Raw genomic sequence first — 19,247 nt, forward strand, 5'->3', positions numbered from 1 at the left:
ATTAAAATCTTTTAAGCGATTTGTTTTGGCAAATTCATCTCTTCTTTTAATTAATAAAGAATTTTGTGAATATTGATTGTCTCTTTTAATTGAAATTTAAAGATTAGTTTAAAGGATTTTATTCGGTGGGATTGTCAGCATCAAGTCTTATTGTTCCTTTTAGCGTTATTTTAATGGTGGTTTTCACTAAAAGAGTCGCGCTCTCGTTGTTTGTGGGCATTTTAGTGAGCGCTGTTTTAATGCATTCGTTACACCTTTCTTACATCGTAGAATATGCCTATATCAAGATCACTTCCGTTTTTTACACTTACGAGCCAGAAAAAGGGCTTCATTTCAATCTTTCCAATCTCTATGTTTTTGGGTTTTTAATCTTTTTAGGCGTCTTAAGCCAGGTGATTTTAAAATCCGGTAGCGTGCAGAACTTTGTCAAAAAAGCTAAAAAATACTCTAAAGACGCTAAAACCCCCGAATTTATCGCTTTTTTTTCAGGCATTATTATTTTTGTAGATGATTATTTTAACGCCCTAACCGTGGGGCAAATCTCAAAATCTTTAAACGACGCTCATAACTCCACACGAGAGCGCTTGGCTTATATTATAGACTCCACTTCAGCGCCGGTGTGTTTGTTAGTCCCTATTTCTAGCTGGGGGGCGTATATCATGGGGATCATGAATAACGACAGCTCGCCCTTATTAAAAGATAGTTTTTCGGTGCTTGTACAAAGCTTGAGCAGTAATTATTATGCGATTTTTGCGCTCATTGCGGTCTTTCTCACTATTTTATGGCAAATCAACCTCCCTAGCATGAGAAAGTATCAAAACATAGGCGTGAAGGATTTTTATAGCGAACAAGAAGAAGGCTCTTCAAAACTAGCCCCCTTAAGCCTGTTACCCCTTTCTATTTTATTATTGATCGTGTCCATTTCATCATTGATTTTTTATACAGGAGTGGTCTTAAAAAACACTGATGCGAGTTTTTCGCTCTTTTATGGGGGATTGTTTTCGCTCATTGTTACTTATCTTTTAGCTTATAAGTTTTTAGAAAAAGGGAGCTTTTTTAAACTCATGTTGGATGGCTTTAAGAGTGTGGGGCCAGCGATACTAGTCTTAACGCTCGCTTGGGCTATTGGGCCTGTGATTAGAGACGACGCTCAAACGGGGCTTTACTTGGCCCACATCAGCAAGGGATTTTTAAATAGTGGGGGAGGCATGTATATGCCTTTAATCTTTTTTTTAATTTCTGGGTTTATCGCTTTTTCTACCGGCACAAGCTGGGGAGCGTTTGCGATCATGCTGCCCATTGGAGCGGGCATGGCTAATGAAAGCGATATTATTTTGATTGTTTCAGCGATCCTTTCAGGCGCGGTTTATGGGGATCACACAAGCCCCATTTCTGACACGACTATACTATCGGCTGCAGGGGCAGGGTGTTCGGTGCAAAGCCATTTCATCACGCAACTCCCTTATGCCACTATTGCGATGCTTTGCAGCGCGGTGAGTTTGGGGGTGGCAAGTTTTATGCATTCGCGCTCGCTCGCTTTTTTAATCGGTGTGGCTTTACTTGTTGGGGTGTTTTATCTTTTAAAAAGGTTTTATGGTGAAAACTAAAAACTTAAATTAGGCATTGACCTAAAAATTTAAAAATCCCATTTTTTAAAATTAAAATAAGGTTTTAGCGATCCATGTTGGATTAAAAAAGAGTCTTATTTCATTATCAATCAATTAAAAAAAGTTGTTCAAAAATAACCACCAATTATAAAAATATTCACAAATCTCTAAATCGTAACGCTTTTTTAAAAAATACATTTTTTTTAATTTTTTAATCAATCGTTAAGGTGTTTTGAGTTAAATTTCCTTATCTGTTAAACATACGGATAATGTTATATCTTAAGGAAAGAAAATGGGGTTAGGACACTAATAAGTTTAGGGATTTTGTTAAGCGTTTTGAATGGCGATGATCTGAGATTGTATTCAAAGCCTTTAGTCTATTCGGCTGGAAGTGGGATTATTGGGATTGATATTGACAAACGGACATTTTATAAACGAGCGTTCGCTTTCACGATGAAATCGTTGTTCGGTGAAAACTTGCTTTTGTTTGTCAAATTAAAGCATTCTGCGTTGACGAGCAAACACATGAAAGGGCCTTTAGAAAACCGCCATCACCATTCTTTCACTAAAAATTATGAAAAAGCGATCAATGGTTGTCAAAAGTATTTCCATATCAAATTGCCTGAAGGCGCTCCTAGCAACTTCAAATCAGGTTCATACATGGCGACTATGGTGGTGCGTTTTTAAAGCGTTATTTGGGGTATTCTTTAATACCCTTATCATCTTTTAAAATACCATCTTTCAAAAGCACAAATTTATTTTTTAGCCCTTTTTTAAATCTTCTTAAAACTCTTTTTGTTGTATTGATTGAGCAAAGTATTTTCAAAACATGGATAAAATCCATAGAAAATTTATAAACTTAAAAAAGCTCTGTTTTCATCAAATACGGGTTACTAAAACTTTTTATGGCGGGTTAAAACATATTTTTGGCTTTAATTGTTTCTTTTAGGATTAGTTTCATCAAGGTTTAAAGGATTAGCGTCTTTCCTCTTGTCATTTGGCGTTAAAAGCGATCCAATTAGCCCATTCCTTGAATTTTTTGTAATCATCTATTTCTATCTGCCCTAAAAACATGAAGCCAAACAAACCCCCTACAAAAACGCTTCTAATTTATAAGCTTTTTTATGCTCTTGTTTCAAATCCATGTAAGCGTTTAAAAGCATGTATTCTTCAAAGGATAAAACCGCTAGATGCTCCTTAGCGAGATCGTTCATTTCTAATTCTAACAACACGAATAAAAAGGCTTTTTGCGCCTTATCGTCTTCTTGGCTTAAAATCTCAAAAAATTGGAACCATTGATCAGGGACAAGAAATTTTTGCGCTTTTTGCGCGAGCTTTAAATAATCGTCTTTATCATAACCCACCTTTTTGCAAAGCTCTGAAATTTTTAAAGTGTCTGTGTTTAAAGATTTTTCAAAAAAGGCTTTTAAAAAAGCTTTCACGCACTCTTTATCCAAGTTCTCTTGCATCGCATTCAAAGCCTTCAAAACCTCTTTTTTGCTGCCTTTTTGGGCGATTTCTATAAAAGCGTAGCGGCGTAATTCCAAAGGGATTTGCGCGTTTGTTAAAACTTCAAAGGCGTTTTTCAAATCGTTATGAATGAAAGCCTTCAAGCGTTTAGAAAAATAAGCATGCTCATAAGCCAGAGAGTGCTTAGCGTGATCTTTAGGCTCAAGGGTGTTGTTTTCTATATTGTGGTAATGCTTAAAAAGGTTATCCACTTTTTCGCACCCGCTATTTGGCGTGTTTAAATCAGCCTTTAGATCATAGCGGGCTAAGATTTGAGAGAGGTTTTTAGCGAGATCGCTTTTAAACTTCGTTTTTAAAAAAGTCTTTTGAGTGTCTTGAGACAGGATTTGTTTGAGCAATTTGTCAAAATCCCTTTTTTCATGGTATAAGCGGATTTTGTGGCTGAGATTGTGTTTGAATAAAAAAACCCATGAAAAAAAAGCGAACATGCCCAAAACGCCCATAAGCCATACCGCAATGGGAAGATTAAAGCTGTAACTCCCTAAATTGAAAGCATAAGCTTGCGGATCAATACTATAAACAAACACACCAAAACCCACAATGAACAAAAATGTAAAGATAATGTAAAAACGCATGTGCACCTCCTATTTATGGTATGGATGCTTAAAAATAATGCTTAAAGCCCTATAGATTTGCTCGCATAAGACAATTTTAGCCACTTCATGGCTAAAAGTCATCTCGCTCAAACTCCAAGCTTGACAATCCTTTAAAAACTTTTCTTCAAACCCATACGCTCCAGCGATAAAAAAATTAATATTAAGATGATTTTCTAACATTTTACTAAACGCAAAGCTATCGCCCCTTTGAGCTTTAGGGTGTAAGGCAATATTTTTTGCCTTAGGGTTTAAATACGGCTCAAAGGCTAGAGAGTAGCTTTTTTGAGCGAGTTCTTTAGAAACTTTTTGAGCGTTAGCGGTATTTTTAGGGAATAAATCCACTAATTCCAGCTCGCAATCAAATCGCTTGCATTGCTTTTGATAGCTTTTCACCAAATCTAGGGGCGAATTTTTAGCGATAGAATACACCACGCAACGCATCAATCTTAAAACTTTAAAAAATCTTTGAAGTCTTATGCATCATCATAGCGATGAGATCGCTCAAAGTCTTTTTCAAATCCTTCCTATGCACAATCATATCAATCAAGCCATGTTCTAATAAAAATTCCGCTGTTTGAAAGCCCTCAGGCAAATCCGCCCCTATGGTTTGTTTAATCACCCTAGGCCCTGCAAAGCCTATCATCGCTCCAGGCTCTGCGATGATGAGATCCCCTAAAAAAGCAAAAGACGCGCTAACGCCCCCATAAGTGGGATCGCTTAAGAGCGAAATGAAAGGGAGTTTGGCCTCACTCAATCGGTTCAAAGCCGCGCTCGTTTTAGCCATTTGCATGAGCGAATAAGTGGATTCTTGCATCCTAGCCCCCCCACTCGCTGAAACAATCAGTAACGCTTCTTTTTTGGCGACCGCACGATTGATCGCTCTTACGATCTTTTCGCCTTCCACAGAGCCTAAACTCCCTCCCATAAAGCTAAAATCAAACACCACGATCTGCAAAGGCATGCGGTTGATTTTAGCCTCACCGCTGATCACTGAGCTTGGGCGGTTAGTCCTTTTTTCGTATTTTTTAATGCGTTGTTTATAACTCTCTTTATCCACGAAATTTAAAGGATCATTAGGCCGTAAGTGCTTGTCAAACTCTTCAAAACTCCCCACATCGCATAAAAATTCAATCCTTTCAGTTGCGTTCATGCGGAAATGGTAATGGCATTTCAAACACACGCTGTATTTACCAAACACTTCTTTATGATACATTAACGCATAACATTTAGGGCATTTCACCCAATGGCTTGGCTGTTCTTCCTTACTTGGCGCTGTCCGCAATTTATTGATCTTAAAATTTTTAAAGAAATCTGCAAATCCCATGTTTTTCCTTAATTTTGCAGTTTTGTTAGGATTGTATCCAAGTTTTGCTTATAATAAACAAAATTAGCTTAAGAGTAGTGATGCAAGGGTTTCTTTTACAAACACAAAGCATAAGAGATGAAGATTTGATCGTGCGCGTTTTAACCAAAAACCAGCTCAAAACCCTCTATCGTTTCTATGGCAAACGCCATAGCGTGCTGAATGTGGGGCGTAAAATTGATTTTGAAGAAGAAAACGATGATAGATTTTTACCCAAGTTAAGGAATATTTTGCATTTAGGCTATATTTGGGAAAGAGAAATGGAGCGCTTGTTTTTTTGGCAACGCTTTTGCACTCTTTTGTTCAAGCATTTAGAGGGCGTGCATTCTTTAGATAGCATCTATTTTGACACTTTAGATGATGGGGCTAGCAAACTCTCCAAACAGCACCCCTTAAGAGTAATCTTAGAAATGTATGCAGTCCTTTTGAATTTTGAAGGGCGCTTGCAAAGTTATAATTCTTGTTTTTTATGCGATGCAAAATTAGAGCGTTCTGTCGCTTTAGCGCAAGGGTTTATTTTAGCGCACCCCTCTTGCTTGAAAGCTAAAAGCTTGGATTTAGAAAAAATCCAAGCTTTTTTTCGCACTCAAAGCACGATTGATTTAGAATTAGAAGAAGTGGAAGAATTATGGCGCACGCTGAATTTAGGGTTTTAAAAGGTTAAAAATGAAATTTAAATTTTTGAATATGGATAATGAGAGCGGTTTTATTTTGATTGAAAAAGAATTGAAACGATTGAAAATCACCGCTCAAGTCAAAGAAGACTGCTTTGAATTAAAAGGCGAGAATATAGAGCGCGCGAGAATCTATCTTAAAACGCTTTTTAACTCCAATATTGTGGAATTAGACGATAACAAAAAAAGCGCAAACGCTGTAATAGAGCGCTTGAAATCTTTAGGTTTAAAAATTGCGGTGGCTGAAAGCTGCTCTGGGGGGTTATTATCGCATGCATTCACTTCCATTAGCGGGGCTTCAGCGGTTTTTATGGGGGGTATTGTGTGTTACAATGAAGAGGTTAAGCGCGAATTATTGAAGGTCAATGCCACGACTTTAAAAGTCTTTGGGGTTTATAGCGAAGAATGCGTGAAAGAAATGCTATCAGGCGTGTTTTTAAATTTTAAAGCAGATTTAGCGTTGGCGATCAGTGGGGTGGCTGGCCCTAATGGAGGGAGTAAGGCTAATCCTGTAGGCACGATTTACATTGGCGTGCAAAGATTGGGATCTCAAGCTTTAATCGATCGCTGTTTTTTTGAAGGCAATAGAGAAAGCATTCAAAACAAAAGCGTAGAGCATGCACTAAACATGCTCGCTAGAATGCTATAAAACTACCTTAACGCGCAAACGCTACCAAATTCTTTTTGAGCGACCTTAGCGATGTAGGCGATTTCGTTATCGTTAAGGTTTTCAACGCTCGCTTTTAAATACCTTTTGATTTGCTCAATCTGGCAACCCACTAGCTTGATTTTCACCACAGCCACCTCCGATTTTAAATTCGTGTAAGTGTAGGCTACCTGAATCTTAGTCGCTAGATAATTATAGATAGCGTAGCTGATATTCGTAGCCGTTTGCTCGGACTCATGGAATTGCTCCATGAAGCGTTTTTTATACTTCAACATGATTTCATGAAAAACCACGATCAAGCTCAATTTAGCGTTTAAGGTCGCTTGCTCAATCCCTAAATATTTATTATTAACAGGGATATACGCCACGCCCATTTCTTCGTAGGGGACTTTAGGGTCTTCAAAAACCCAAGCTGGAGCATCAGACAGTTCTGATTTCATGCCCTTTAAATCAGAAACTAAAATCCCATCATCTCTTAAAAGACTCTTAGCGCTTAATGAAACGCTTGAAAACACCCCTAAAAGAGCGATTAAAACCATTCTTTTAAACAAAATACCACTCCTTAAACTTTAATTTAGGTTTGATTATAGTTAAAAAGTTTTTGATTTTGTTTAATCACAACCAAGTAATTGCATCAACTTTTGATTTTCTTGATTTTTGGCTCGCTTCCGCCACCCTCTTACCCAAAGCGATCAAGCATGCGATTTTAGGCTTATTGATACGCTCTTCTAAAACTTCGCCCACCTTTAAAGGATCAAAGCCTCCAATAATGCAACTATCCAATCCCATTAAGCTCACGCCCATGCAAATTTGCCCCACAGCGATATAGCATTGCTCTAAAATATAGCTTTCTAATTTTTGCATGCTGTGGTTGAATCTCACGCCAAGCATTTGAGCAAAAGAGGGGATCACTCTAACCTTATAAGACTCCGGATAAAGGTTTTGCATGTAGTGGCCGTATGGTAACAACTCGCTAGGTCTTAAAGAGCATACCACCATTAACGCTGAAGCGCTTTTAATCATCTCTTCATTAAAATAGCTGTGCGCTGCAATTTGTTTTTTTAAATCCTTATTAGTAACTATCACAAAATGCCATGGTTGCGTGTTGTAAGAGCTTGGCGATAGCCTGGCGATTTCAGCAATTTAATTCTGTGCTAGAAAACTCATAATGGCTATCAAACATCTTGCAAGAATGGCGCTCGTTTAGCAATTGTCTTCTTTTTTCTTGATCCAAAAATTTCATTGATTTTCCTTTATTTTTTTAGAATTTTTCGTAGCATACAATAAAATCCCTAATGAAACAATTACCATAAATAAGCTTAAAATCTGCCCCATGCTCAAATTTAAAAAATAAACCCCCATTTGGCTATCCGGCTCTCTGTAAAATTCCGCAATAAAGCGCATCAGGGAATACCCCAAGCCATAAACCACAATAAGCAACCCATGCGTTTTGGTGTGTTTTTTAGCCCACATTACCATTAAAAACACGACAACCCCCTCTAAAAACGCTTCAATCAATTGGCTAGGATAGCGCAACTCGTTATCCACCATAATGCCTATGATTTGCCCTAAATGGCTGTCTTTGGGAACAATTCTCCCAAAAAGCTCCTGGTTTAAAAAATTCCCAATTCTCCCAAAAACATACCCTAAAGGCAGGCTGATCGCAATCAAATCCAAATAAATCAAAAGCTTTTTCAAATCCTTACGGCTATAAAGATACGAAGCGATCAAAAACCCCACCAACCCCCCATGATAGCTCATCCCACGAATGCCCACAAAATTCCCATGGCTATCAAAAGGGTTAAAGATTTGCCAAAAATGCGTCAAATAATAGCCAGAATTAGGCTCATAAATAAGAATGTATCCTATCCTTGCCCCTAGCACAATGCCAAGCTCCGCCCATAAAAAATAACTCTCAAATTCCTTCCTTTCAATGGGGAATCGTTTGGGGTCTTTTTGGATCATTCGTAACGCCATGTAAAATGCGATAACAATCGCGCACGCATACGCCAAACCATACCAATGCACTTCAATACCGCCAAGACTAAAAGCGATAGGGTTAAATTGATCATAAATCGTATTCCAAGCGTTCATAATCAATCCTTAAATTTCAAATTCTTTAGGGGGGATCGCTTCAAATTCATACCCTAACAGCGCGATTTTATGCGCATGGAGCATCAAGCGTTTGGCTGAACTTGGCTCGTTATTATAGAGCGTATCGCCTATAATGGGGTGGTTGATATGCTTTAAATGGACTCTGATTTGGTGGGTTCTTCCGGTTTTGATTCCCACTTTTAAAAGGGTTTTTTTGTTGATGACTTTTAAAGGCGTGATGATCGTAACCGCTTCTTGCCCTTTTTTAGAGATTTTACTGAACGCTTTGGTGGTTTTAATCGTGAGAATGGGGGCGTTGATTTCTCGCTCTTCTTCTACAATCCCTTGAACGAGAGCTAAATACTCTTTTTTAACCGCCCTGTCTTTAAAAGCCTTTTTAGCTTTCAAGTGGAACTCTGAATTTTCTTTCACCAATAAAATCACTCCGCTTGTTTCTTTATCCAAGCGGTGCAACAGCGTCCAACCTTTGAAAAAAGAAACCAGATCATAGCTCTCTATAAAGGGGGGTTTAAAAAGGGCTAGAATGTTTTCATCTTCAAAAATCACGCTGGGTTTTTCAATTTTTTGGACATTAAAGCGTGTGTTTTTAGGCAATTCCTTTCTGGCGACCATCAATTTCTTCCCCCCTATACTCACTAACCCCAAATCAATCAAAGCTTTGGCTTTTTTATGCGAAATGTTTTCTTGAACGCTCAATACTTTATAAGCTTTTTCCATGTTTATCCTTTTTAATGTTTGATAAATGCAAGCAATTCGTTTAAATCATGCCCGTTTTCTAAAAAACGCGCCACGCCTAAATTTTTGTAATCTAAAAGAGCACCTAACAGATCCTCTTTTTGAACGATTTTATAAGGCTTGATTAATTCAAACAACGCCACCTGGTTGAAAAGATACTCCCCTGTGATTAGGCGTGCATTAAAAAACGCCGGCTCTAAAGGGTTATGCCCCCCCATTTTGACAAACGAACCCCCCAAAATGACAATGTCTGCGATCGCATAGAAGTTATTCAATTCCCCCAAGCTATCCACTAGCAAAATATCGCATTCCACAAAACCTTTTGAAGAAAAACACTCCCAACTAAAAGGCGTCGTTTTTAAAATATCTTGCAACAAATTCCGCACGCTTTTAAAACGCTCCGGGTGGCGCGGCACAACAATTAGCTTTGCGTTCTTATGCGTCTTTTTGAACTCCAAAAACGCTTTTAACCCCAATTCCTCCTCGCCCTCATGCGTGCTGGCTAAAACAATGTTTAAAGCGCTTGGGTTTTTAGGGTAAAACGAAGTGATCACAGGCTTTGAAAAACGCTTGATATTCAAAAAATCCACCACTTTTTTAGCCCCTAGATTCAACAAGCGCTTTTGATCGTCCTTGCTTTGCGCTAAGATCAAATCAATGCGTTTGAATAAAAGCGCATAAAAGAAAGAAAAACGCTGATACTTAGAGTAAGAGCGAACGCTGATCCTAGCGTTAATGAGCATGGTTTTTGCCCCTAATTTTTGAGCCGTATCAAACACATTAAACCACAATTCCGCTTCTGTAACCACCAAAGTTTTCAAGCGTTTTAAGTTTTTTTTCCATGCGAATAATAAAGTTTCAAAAGGCAGGTAACGCACTTCTATGTGTTGAGAGCGCTGATAAGTTTGAGCGGCTAATTCAAAGCCGGTATTAGTGGTAACGCTGATTAAAATCGGCTCTTTTAAAGCTTGAATGATTGGCTCTAAGGATTTGACCTCCCCATAAGAACATGCATGGAACCAAAAAACCGGCTCGCTTTTTAAAAGATTGTCTTTGAGAAAAAAACGAGCCTTTAAAGAATGGCGGTATTTTTCTTTAAAACTCAAAAAGAAGATGAAAGGTGCACCAAAAAGATGCCCCAAAGTTAACAATAAAAGGTAGAAAAACTTAAACAATCAAACGGATTCTTGGCTTTCTTTTTGTTGGTTTTCTTCTTGGCTTTCTTTTGGAGGTTGAGCGTTACTTTCATACGCGCCCTCAGCGTATAAAATACGGCCGCAATACGGGCAAGTGATCATATCCCCACTCGTTAGCACTTCGGTATAAATCTTATCATTCAATCTAATAAAACAACCCCCACAAGCCTGTTTTTTGATCGTTACAATGCTCGTGTTTTTCGCCCATCTTCTGATCCTTTCATAAAAGCTATAGATTTTAGGCTCGGTTTTTTCCACGAGTTCTTCTTTCTTTTTGAAGATGATCTGTTGGGTTTCTTTGATGTTTTTGATTTCGTTTTCCACTAAGTTTTCCAATTCCAACGCTAATTTTTCAAGCTCTAGCATTTCTTTTTTCAAAGCTTCTTGTTTTTCGCTTTTGCGCTTGATTTCATTTTGCAAATTTTCAATTTCTCTGTTGGCTTGGTTGGATCGTTCTTTAGCAATATCTTCTTCAATGTTTAAAGATCGCAATTCCCTTTCGGATTTGATCTCGCTCATTTTCTTTTGGATACTGGCGATTTTAGCGTTCGTGTCTTGTAAGGTTTGCTCGTTTTTAGAAACCTGCAATTTTAGGGCTAATTTTTCTTCTTCCAGATTCAAAATCGCTTTATTTTTAGCTTCTTTATCATTCAAGGCTTTATCCAAGTCTTTTCGTTTTTCTCTGATCAACGGCTCTAAAGAGTCAATTTCTTTATCCAAATGCGAAATTTCAATCAATTGTTTGAGGTGGGTGTTCATCGCTTTCCTTTAAATGATTTGCAAGGGGTTTTTAAAATTCTCTATTTTAACCAAATAATTGAAAGAATGCAAAATTTCAGCCACAATCAGTGCAAAACCCCTTTCGCTATAATAATGCGTGGCGTCAATCAAGCTTATCCCTAAAGATTGAGCGATCATGGCGTCATGGTATTTCACATCGCCTGTAATCAAACAGCTTTGCGCTTTTAAAGAAGAAAACATGGACGCCCCCGATCCGCACACAAACGCTAAATCTTTAATCATTTGAGAACTTTTGACGCATGCTAATTGTCCCACCCCTAAAGAAGATTTAATCCTTTCTACAAGCGCATCAAATTCTATATTAGCGTTTTCTTTCACTAACATAAGGCCTTTTTCCATCAAGCCATCAAACCCTAAAAGCGCGTGCGCGAAATGCTTGTTTAAATGCGTTTTGTCAAAATTCGTGTGCATGCTGATGACTGAAATGTTTTTTTGGATTAAGATTTTTAAAATATTCCCCGGATAAGCCTCATAATTTAGCGTTTTTAAGGGCTTGAAAATTAAAGGGTGGTGCGTGATGATTAGGGCGTTTTGTGGCGCGTTTAGAGCGATTTGAAGCGTGATTTCTAAGCATGCGATAATCTCGCTAAACTCGCTATTTCCACTCCCCACATTCAACCCGCTATTATCCCACAATTCTTGGAGTTCAAAAGGCGAAAGGCGGTTCAAAACTCCCAACACTTCCTTAACTAACGCCATTTTAAGCCTTTATTAGAGCGTTTTTTAAACGCTCTTCTCTTTCTTCTTCTTGCTCTTTATAAAGAACGGCACACCCTTTGGCTAAATCCCTGATTTGTAAAATATAATTTTGCCTTTCAGCCACCGAAATCGCTTTTCTGGCGTCTAAAATATTGAAAAAATGCGAGCATAGCATCACCAAATCATAAGCTGGTAAGGGGAGCTTGTTTTTTAAGCAATGCAAGGCTTCGGCTTGAGCGTTTTTAAACATTTCTAATAGCCTTGTTACGCTCGCTACTTCAAAATGATACTTGCTAAATTCGTATTCGCTTTCTAAATGCACTTGCGCATAACGCACGCTGTCATGATTGTTTTTAGCCCATTCAATCTCTAGGATATTTCCCACTTTTTGCACATACATCGCTAATCTTTCTAAGCCGTAAGTGATTTCCACAGGGATAGGGCTGCAAGGAATGCCCCCCACTTGCTGGAAATAAGTGAATTGCGTAACTTCCATGCCATCAAGCCACACTTCCCAACCAAGCCCCCATGCCCCTAAAGTCGGACTCTCCCAATTGTCTTCTACAAATCGTATGTCATGCTCATTAAGGTTTATCCCTAACACTTCTAAGCTTTTTAAATAGAGTTCCTGGATATTAGAAGGGCTGGGCTTGATGACTACTTGGAATTGGTAATAACTCCCCAAGCGGTTAGGGTTTTCCCCATAGCGCCCATCAGTAGGCCTTCTAGAGGGCGCGACATACGCCACATTCCACGGCTTTTTATCCAAACTCCTTAAAAGCGTGGCCGGGTGGAATGTCCCAGCTCCTGCAGGAATATCATAAGGCTGGATCACCAAACAGCCTTGATCTTTCCAATACTCTTGTAATTTTAATAATAAACTTGAAAAATCTTGCATGCTCTCTTTCCTTTTAAGCGCGTCTGATCAAATCGTTCATGCTCTCTAGCACACTCTTACCCTTTAAAAGCAAGGCTAATTCGCTCGCAATGGGCGTGTAAATGCCGTATTTTCTAGCGATTTCCACAATAGCGTTGGTCGTTTTCACCCCTTCAGCCACTTCGCCCAATTCTTCTAAAACCACCTCTAAAGGCTTGTTTTGGGCTAGCCCCAAACCCACACGATAATTCCTAGATAAAATAGAATTAGCGGTTAAAAACAAATCCCCAGCCCCAGAAAGCCCTAAAAAAGTCTCTGTCTTGCCCCCAAAGAACGCCCCAAAGCGTTGCATTTCCACTAAACCCCTAGATAATAAACTCGCTTTAGCGCTATTACCTAATTTCAAGCCATCACAAACCCCCCCAGCAATGGCTATCACATTTTTATACGCACCAGCGATTTCACCCCCTATGATGTCTTGTTGGGCGTAGGCTCTGATAAAAGAGGGGGTTTTATTGGCAAATTCTAGCGCTAAAGCCTGATTATTGGAATGAATGACTAGCGCGCAAGGCAAGCCTTGAATGATTTCAGCCGCAAAACTCGGGCCCGCTAAAAAACACAAAGAATTAGGATCGATAAAATCCTTTGCGATCTCGCTCACAAACGCCTTATTTAAAACCTCTATCCCTTTAGAAGCGATTAAAACCTTAGCGTTTTTGGGTAAAGAAGCGTTTTGAAACCATTCCCTTAGATGCTGCACGCTAATAGCGATAACATAGAGCGCTGCTTTTAAGCCTCTTTGTAAATCCACTTGCTCTATGGGGGCAGAACCTTTAGAGATTAAAGCGTCATTGAGCTTTTTTAGCGGCTCGTTTAGATCGCGCCTTGAAATGATTTTGACTTCATTCTTTTCTCCAAAAGCAAAGGCTAAAGCCCTCCCCCACGCCCCGCCACCAAATACTGCAATTTCCATTAAATTCCTAATCTCATTGATTGTAAAACTCACCATTTTACAATAATAAGTTTAAAATAGCCCTTACATTCAAAACGCTGTCTTTGATTAAAAATAGGGTAGTAAAAATCAGAAATCTCTTTCACGCTCTGATCTAAATCACCGCCGTTTTGTTCTCCTCCACTCCCGCAAATTATTTTGAAGCTCCTCATTGTTTAAGGACTCTTGATAATATTCTTCGTTTGTTTCCTTATATTCTTTAAGTATTGACAAATTTGCTAAAGAATAGTCTAGTTGGATCAATTCATTATCTTCATCCATCCAATCTCTACATTCTTGGATTTCTTCTTGGCTCAAATCATACCAATCTAAACGAAACATGCACCAATCCCTAAAATACAGCACCATTTCTTTGATTTCTTCAAACTCTCGGCGGTTTATTTCTTCCGGTGTGTTTTTTAAATCCCTCCACTCCCGCAAATCGTTTTGAAGCTTCTCATCGTTTAAGGACTCTTGATAGTCTTCGTTTTCTTTTTCTTTAAATTCCCTAAGCGTTTGCAAATTTTCTAAAGAGTAGTGCAGTTGAAGAAAATCATTAAAATAATCTGTTCTCTCTTCTTCTCTTTGGATCTCTCCTTCACTCAATTCAAGCAAATCCAAATAAAACAAACTGCAATCCCTAAAATACAGCGCCATTTTTTTGATTTCTTCAAATTCCCTGTAGTTTGCTTCATCGTCCTCTTCGTCGTCGTTTTGTTCTTTGTATTTTTCCCAAGTGAAAGCGCTCACACGATCAAAGACTTTATCAATACTTTCTTTAAACAAGTCAATCACTTCGTTCAATCGCGCTAAATTCTCTTTTTTGGCTTTCTCTTGCTCAGAAAATTCTTTTTTGAGCGAATGAATTTTATTAAAGGTAGCATCGTTGTTGAAATCGTCAAAGCCCTTTTGCATCAAATCCAGTTTGACAGAATGCAAAGCCTTTTGGTAGCGTTTGAATCGGTTAGCGTCTTGCTCAATAGCCTTTTCATACGCCAAACACACCTCGTATAAAGATTCTAAAATTTCGTTTTGTTTCTCGCTCCTTTGATTTAACTTCATTAAAAATTTCTCAAGCGAGTTAAAAACTTTGCTTTTTTCGCTGAGTTCTTTATATTCTTGATACCTTGTAGCGCTATAAGCGCCAATCCCTAAAAATTCAATGCCATTATCTTTTAAAGTTTCTCTAATTTTAATAGCGACTTCTTCTAATTGGCTTTTGGTGCGCATATCAGCCCTACTCAATACGATAAAAACCTGCTTGCCCTCTTCTTCGTATAATTCTTGCAAAAACTCTAAATCATCTTTATGAAGATCCCCACACTCGCAACTAACGAGCCATAAAATGTGTTTGGCGTGCTTTAGGGATTCTTTAGAGGCTTCTTTGTCCCCACCCGTATAGCCTTGATTGGCGGGGTTATAGCCAGGCGTGTCTATGAAGCATAAAAATTCAAAAGGCACACTAGGAGCGCTCAAAAGCATGAAAGGCATGATTTCTTTGAGATTAAAACCAAGGGAGTCTAAAAACTGATGGTTAAAAGCGAGATTAGGTAATTCCACCATGCCCCTATTTTGAGAAAACCCCATTAAAACTTCTTTTTTACCCTTTAAGCAATAAGTGGGGATAGCTGTGGTGGGATCTATGTCTTCAGGGAGTTTTAATTTCAAGCCCAACAAGTTGTTTAAAAAAGTGGATTTTCCCGCGCTAAACCCTCCCCCCACCGCAACGATGGTTTTTTGGAACAAACTAGAGTAGCTCGCTACTAATTGCAATTCTTTTTTAATTTCTTGGAGCGTTAGTAACGCTATTTCCTTTTCTTTGAGCGAATCCACGCCGCTAGCGAACTCTAAAAACTCGTTGTCTAAAACGCTCTGGTATTCTTCTAGCCCTTCATTTTCCATTTTAGCGTTTAAAATACAAGCGATCAAATCGTAGCGCTCCTCTAATCCCACCGGCTCTATATTGTAGTGGTTTTCAGCTGCGCTATTGTTATTAAAAATGCCATTAAAAAAATTAACGCTCATTAGATCTCCTTTAAAGCTTGGATTTTTGCGTCTAATTGAGCGATGGATTGCACTTTGTTTTGCGCTTGATTGTGCAAGTTTTGCATGTCTTTTTGGAGTTTTGAAAGCACCCCATTAGCAAAATCTTGTTCGCCTAAATTCTCTCTTAAACCTTGGATATAGCCTTTCACATCTTTTTTAGTCTCAGCTTCAAAATTCCTCACATGATTTTCCACGCTTTGTATGAAAGCATTAGCTTCATCGCCTTTTAAAAAGCCCGTTTTCCCCCTTATCTCGCCAGGAAGCTTATCGGCATAATCAAACTCTTTAAATTCAATGGAATCTAAAACAGCATCCACGCTTTTTTTGAAAGCCACCTCATCAATCAAATCATCAGAGATGATTTCGCGCAATTGAGAAAAGACTTTAGCGTAGAGTTCTTTTTTGAAAACGATTTTAAAAGATTCAACGCTGTCATTCAAAGCGCTTTCGCAGCGTTCATGCATCTCTGTTAAATGATCAAGCACCGCTCCGGCTTTAATGGTTGCTCTTGTGCGTTCTACTTCATTATAGCCCGCATCATCATCAGCCCACCACAAAAAATTTCTTTTAAAGCTTCCAGAAAGACCGCCTTGCTTCACTCTTTCAATATAATGCTCTTCTTTCTATTCTTCTCTAGAGCGCGTTTTAGCCGTTCGGATAGCTTTCGTTAAGGTTTCATTCAAGACATCTCTAGTGTTTTTGATGAAATGCAAGATAAATTCTTCATACACCCCATCAAACCCTGTTTCAATCTCATTAGAGAGGTTTTGATAAACCACTATTTGCTCTTTGATAGCGCTAATGTCAGCGTTTTTAACCCTCTTTTTTTCTTCTTCCAAATCTTGCAACAACTGCACTATGAATTTATGGAGGTTGTTCGCTTGGCTCTCTGCATAACTTTGCAATTTTTGAGAAATGATTTTTTCTTTCTCTTTGGCGGCTTTTTTTAAACGCTCTTCAATCGCGCCCATATTGCTTAAAAAGAGTAAGCTTTCTTTAGACTTATCATCGCTACTAAAAGCGTCAGGGTAAGAATCTTTTAAATTCCGTAAGGCATTGTGATACTCTTCTGTTTTTTGGCTTCTTTCCCAAGAAGCTTGGTTGTTAAAGTCTTTATACATGCTAAAGCAAACCCCTGAAGCCAAAATAACGCCATTTTTGATCGCTTTTTCAAAAACCTCTCGTTGGTTAGGGTAGGTTTGAATCAACGCTCCCATGATATTATTCAATTGAGATGAAAGGGTTTTTTGCGCGTTTTCTAAGGCTGTGGGGAGGTGGTGGCGAGAGTTTTGCACTTCACTAGGACTGCAAACAGCGCTATCTGTCTGGCTTGCCACAAAATAAATTTCTTGAAGGCCTTCTTTATTAGAAACCCTGTCAAACAAACTCATATCGCTATCCGTTAAAAACTGACCAGAAGGGCTTACAATAAACACCACATCGCAATCTTTCAATAAGGCTTTGGTGCGCTCTTCCCTGGAAGCGATGGGATCATTCACGCCTGGGGTGTCAATCACTTCCAAATCTTTAAGATTGGGGTTATTCAAAGAAATTTGCACCGCTTTAGTGTAGGGCATATACTTCCCGTCCGCGCCCACGAATTGGAGCAACTTTTAATTCAGCTCTTGTAAGTTGTTGGCTTGAATGCGTGGATCCAATTTTTCCGTGTTGATTAGCCCGCTTTTTTCATTCTTTCATATTGATCGTGTGATGAAACGAGTTTTTCGTCCCCTTTTAATTTATCTTTAGCGATCCTTTCAGCCCTTTTCACTATTTCTTCATCGCTTAAAACCCTCTCTTTGGGCGCTGCTTCAGGGTTTTTGTTTCTGCTAAACATTTTGCCAAACTTATTTAATCCCTCTTTAGCCCTATTTGAAAGACTCTGTTTTTCTTTTTGTCTTTTGACTTCTTCACCAACCATTCTTTGAAATTCCCTTTCATACCTTGCATGTTCGTTTTTAAGCTCTAAAATATCCTTTTGGCTATAAAACTCCACTTGAGCGCTCAGGGTTTTTGCATATTTTAAAACAGTGAGGCTAGCGGTCATTGGCATTGCCACTTTGGGTAAAACCTCTACACTCTCAAAAATCAAAGCGTTTAAGAGCGAGCTTTTGCCTGCTTTCACGCGCCCGATGATACCGACTTTAAGATCCCTACCTTAAGTATTGTTGTTCTAGATCGCTTAAGCGTTGATCTTGTTTTCTAAGATTTGTTTTTGATCTTCTAAATCGTTAAGGTGTTTTTCTTTTTCCTTTTGAGCGAGCGCGATTTCTTGTTTTTTATGCGTGATTTCTAGTTCGCACCGATCTTTTAAACCTTTTAGGGAATTTTCCAAGCATTCATTAAACAAGCCCGGTAAAACTTTTTTAAGCTTGTATTGAACCTCTGGTATCACTTTGACTTCAATTAAGCTATTTTGTAACTGGGAGTTTAAAAACTTCAATCGTTTCAAATACAAAGCGCTAAAAAGCTTTTCAGCGTCTATTGTATCCGCTACTTCTAAAAGGGCGTTATTGTCTTTATTGGAATAAATAAGATGCGTTGTCAAATCAAGGTGATCCTGGATTTGCTCTTGAATGTAGCGAGAGATTTCTCCCACTTGCGAAGGCGTTTTCAAATTCGTTTTACTCAAAATAAAGCTAAGGCCTTTGTCAAACTCTAAAAGGTTTTTTAACTCCCTAACCATGCGTTTAGTAAGGTTGCCCTCTTCTACGCTTGTGAGGATGACAAAATGCACGCCCCTTTCCAAATATTCCAAAATGGCATGGGTGTGGCTTGAAATAGGGCTATCAAACCCAGGCATATCCACAAACACCAAAGGCGCGCTATCTTTTAGCGCTTCATTATTCAAATAAACCTTAAGGTAGGAATACTTCGTGGCATTGTCTTTAATCGCCTCAAAACTTTGCTCATTCAGTTCAAAACTCTCTGTTTTTTCATCATTGTTTGAAAAAGCCTCTATGCGTTCGTTAGCGCTATAGTGTAATTCAGTGGCTAAAGAAGTCTCTGGCGTGATACCGGTAGGCAAAACGCTACTGCCTAAAAAGCGGTTTAATAGCGTGCTTTTCACTGCACTGAAATTCCCCACAATGGGTATCACAAGCTGTTGTTTTTGAATGCTTGCTAAAAGAGTAGAGCATTCTGTTTTATCAATCTCTACTTCTTTTAAAACTTCTAAAACCTGTTCTAAAAACTCCACAAAATTCGTCTGTGCGCGTAAAATCATTACCAATCCTTTAAAATTAAAAATTAAAATCTAAATAAGACGCAAAAATCCCTAAAATATGGATAGGGTTTATATGGGGGTGAAAAGATAAAACGGCTGACTAGAGAGAGAGAGAGAGAAAGCG

16 protein-coding genes and 3 pseudogenes are annotated in these 19,247 nt (G+C 38.6%); 4 read left to right on the forward strand and 15 right to left on the reverse strand.

Features of this window, described 5'->3' with window-relative positions; all coding sequences use genetic code 11:
• Positions 1 to 125 precede the first annotated feature (125 nt).
• Both J5F42_RS05845 and J5F42_RS05850 read left to right on the forward strand, forming a co-directional pair.
• Positions 126 to 1,607: a Na+/H+ antiporter NhaC family protein gene (locus tag J5F42_RS05845; RefSeq protein WP_283491220.1), complete on the forward strand. Its 1,482-nt coding sequence runs from the start codon at positions 126 to 128 to the stop codon at positions 1,605 to 1,607.
• 324 nt (positions 1,608 to 1,931) lie between these two features.
• On the forward strand, positions 1,932 to 2,294 hold the full coding sequence (locus tag J5F42_RS05850; RefSeq protein ID WP_014536165.1) for a hypothetical protein: 363 nt from the start codon (positions 1,932 to 1,934) through the stop codon (positions 2,292 to 2,294).
• Positions 2,295 to 2,698: 404 nt separating this feature from the next.
• Here J5F42_RS05850 and J5F42_RS05855 read toward each other — a convergent pair whose 3' ends face one another.
• The 3 genes from J5F42_RS05855 to accD are packed head-to-tail and all read right to left on the reverse strand — an operon-like array spanning position 2,699 to position 5,057.
• The gene (locus J5F42_RS05855; RefSeq protein ID WP_078244765.1) at positions 2,699 to 3,712 is read right to left on the reverse strand and encodes a LapA family protein; all 1,014 of its coding nucleotides are present in this window, start codon (positions 3,710 to 3,712) and stop codon (positions 2,699 to 2,701) included.
• A gap of 9 nt (positions 3,713 to 3,721) precedes the next feature.
• Positions 3,722 to 4,174, reverse strand: a complete 453-nt coding sequence (gene rlmH / locus J5F42_RS05860) for a 23S rRNA (pseudouridine(1915)-N(3))-methyltransferase RlmH (RefSeq protein WP_001203845.1) — start codon at positions 4,172 to 4,174, stop codon at positions 3,722 to 3,724.
• A gap of 13 nt (positions 4,175 to 4,187) precedes the next feature.
• Entirely contained in the window at positions 4,188 to 5,057 is an 870-nt protein-coding gene (accD, locus tag J5F42_RS05865) for an acetyl-CoA carboxylase, carboxyltransferase subunit beta (RefSeq protein ID WP_000505040.1), read from the reverse strand.
• Positions 5,058 to 5,137: 80 nt separating this feature from the next.
• Here accD and recO point away from each other — a divergent pair, with 80 nt between their 5' ends.
• Complete coding sequence (gene recO / locus J5F42_RS05870; protein ID WP_198973125.1) at positions 5,138 to 5,752, forward strand: recombination protein RecO; 615 nt, start codon at positions 5,138 to 5,140, stop codon at positions 5,750 to 5,752.
• Positions 5,753 to 5,762: 10 nt separating this feature from the next.
• Positions 5,763 to 6,419: a CinA family protein gene (locus J5F42_RS05875; RefSeq protein WP_097699909.1), complete on the forward strand. Its 657-nt coding sequence runs from the start codon at positions 5,763 to 5,765 to the stop codon at positions 6,417 to 6,419.
• Positions 6,420 to 6,421: 2 nt separating this feature from the next.
• On the opposite strand, the gene J5F42_RS05880 is transcribed toward J5F42_RS05875, so the two are convergent.
• The 12 genes and pseudogenes from J5F42_RS05880 to J5F42_RS05935 form a co-directional block, all read right to left on the reverse strand.
• A complete protein-coding gene (locus J5F42_RS05880; protein ID WP_000476715.1) occupies positions 6,422 to 6,988 on the reverse strand; it encodes a hypothetical protein in 567 nt (188 codons plus the stop codon).
• A gap of 64 nt (positions 6,989 to 7,052) precedes the next feature.
• Positions 7,053 to 7,680: pseudogene (gene rdxA / locus J5F42_RS05885) on the reverse strand (oxygen-insensitive NAD(P)H-dependent oxidoreductase RdxA).
• The gene (gene lgt / locus J5F42_RS05890) at positions 7,677 to 8,531 is read right to left on the reverse strand and encodes a prolipoprotein diacylglyceryl transferase (protein ID WP_097699907.1); all 855 of its coding nucleotides are present in this window, start codon (positions 8,529 to 8,531) and stop codon (positions 7,677 to 7,679) included. Before lgt ends, rdxA begins: the two are co-directional and overlap by 4 nt.
• 9 nt (positions 8,532 to 8,540) lie before the next feature.
• Positions 8,541 to 9,269, reverse strand: a complete 729-nt coding sequence (locus J5F42_RS05895; RefSeq protein ID WP_283491221.1) for an RluA family pseudouridine synthase — start codon at positions 9,267 to 9,269, stop codon at positions 8,541 to 8,543.
• An 11-nt stretch (positions 9,270 to 9,280) separates the two neighbouring features.
• Entirely contained in the window at positions 9,281 to 10,462 is a 1,182-nt protein-coding gene (gene waaA, locus J5F42_RS05900) for a lipid IV(A) 3-deoxy-D-manno-octulosonic acid transferase (protein ID WP_097699905.1), read from the reverse strand.
• On the reverse strand, positions 10,463 to 11,242 hold the full coding sequence (locus J5F42_RS05905; protein WP_097699904.1) for a zinc ribbon domain-containing protein: 780 nt from the start codon (positions 11,240 to 11,242) through the stop codon (positions 10,463 to 10,465). It lies immediately after the preceding gene.
• 9 nt (positions 11,243 to 11,251) lie between these two features.
• Positions 11,252 to 11,983, reverse strand: a complete 732-nt coding sequence (locus tag J5F42_RS05910) for a GTP cyclohydrolase I (protein ID WP_097699903.1) — start codon at positions 11,981 to 11,983, stop codon at positions 11,252 to 11,254.
• A 1-nt stretch (position 11,984) separates the two neighbouring features.
• Positions 11,985 to 12,881 (reverse strand): glycine--tRNA ligase subunit alpha, encoded by an 897-nt coding sequence (gene glyQ, locus J5F42_RS05915; RefSeq protein WP_097699902.1) that lies wholly within the window; start codon positions 12,879 to 12,881, stop codon positions 11,985 to 11,987.
• A gap of 13 nt (positions 12,882 to 12,894) precedes the next feature.
• Positions 12,895 to 13,833 (reverse strand): NAD(P)H-dependent glycerol-3-phosphate dehydrogenase, encoded by a 939-nt coding sequence (locus tag J5F42_RS05920; RefSeq protein WP_000401698.1) that lies wholly within the window; start codon positions 13,831 to 13,833, stop codon positions 12,895 to 12,897.
• Positions 13,834 to 13,971: 138 nt separating this feature from the next.
• Positions 13,972 to 15,876: a dynamin family protein gene (locus J5F42_RS05925; protein ID WP_097699901.1), complete on the reverse strand. Its 1,905-nt coding sequence runs from the start codon at positions 15,874 to 15,876 to the stop codon at positions 13,972 to 13,974.
• A pseudogene (locus tag J5F42_RS05930) lies at positions 15,876 to 18,052 on the reverse strand (dynamin family protein); the annotation flags it as partial. The gene J5F42_RS05925 and the pseudogene J5F42_RS05930, both read right to left, overlap by 1 nt.
• A pseudogene (locus J5F42_RS05935) lies at positions 18,051 to 19,123 on the reverse strand (dynamin family protein). The pseudogenes J5F42_RS05930 and J5F42_RS05935, both read right to left, overlap by 2 nt.
• Between the last annotated feature and the right edge of the window lie 124 nt (positions 19,124 to 19,247).

Origin of the sequence: Helicobacter pylori, from assembly GCF_030062585.1 — a bacterium.
Taxonomy (GTDB): Bacteria; Campylobacterota; Campylobacteria; order Campylobacterales; family Helicobacteraceae; genus Helicobacter; species Helicobacter pylori_CN.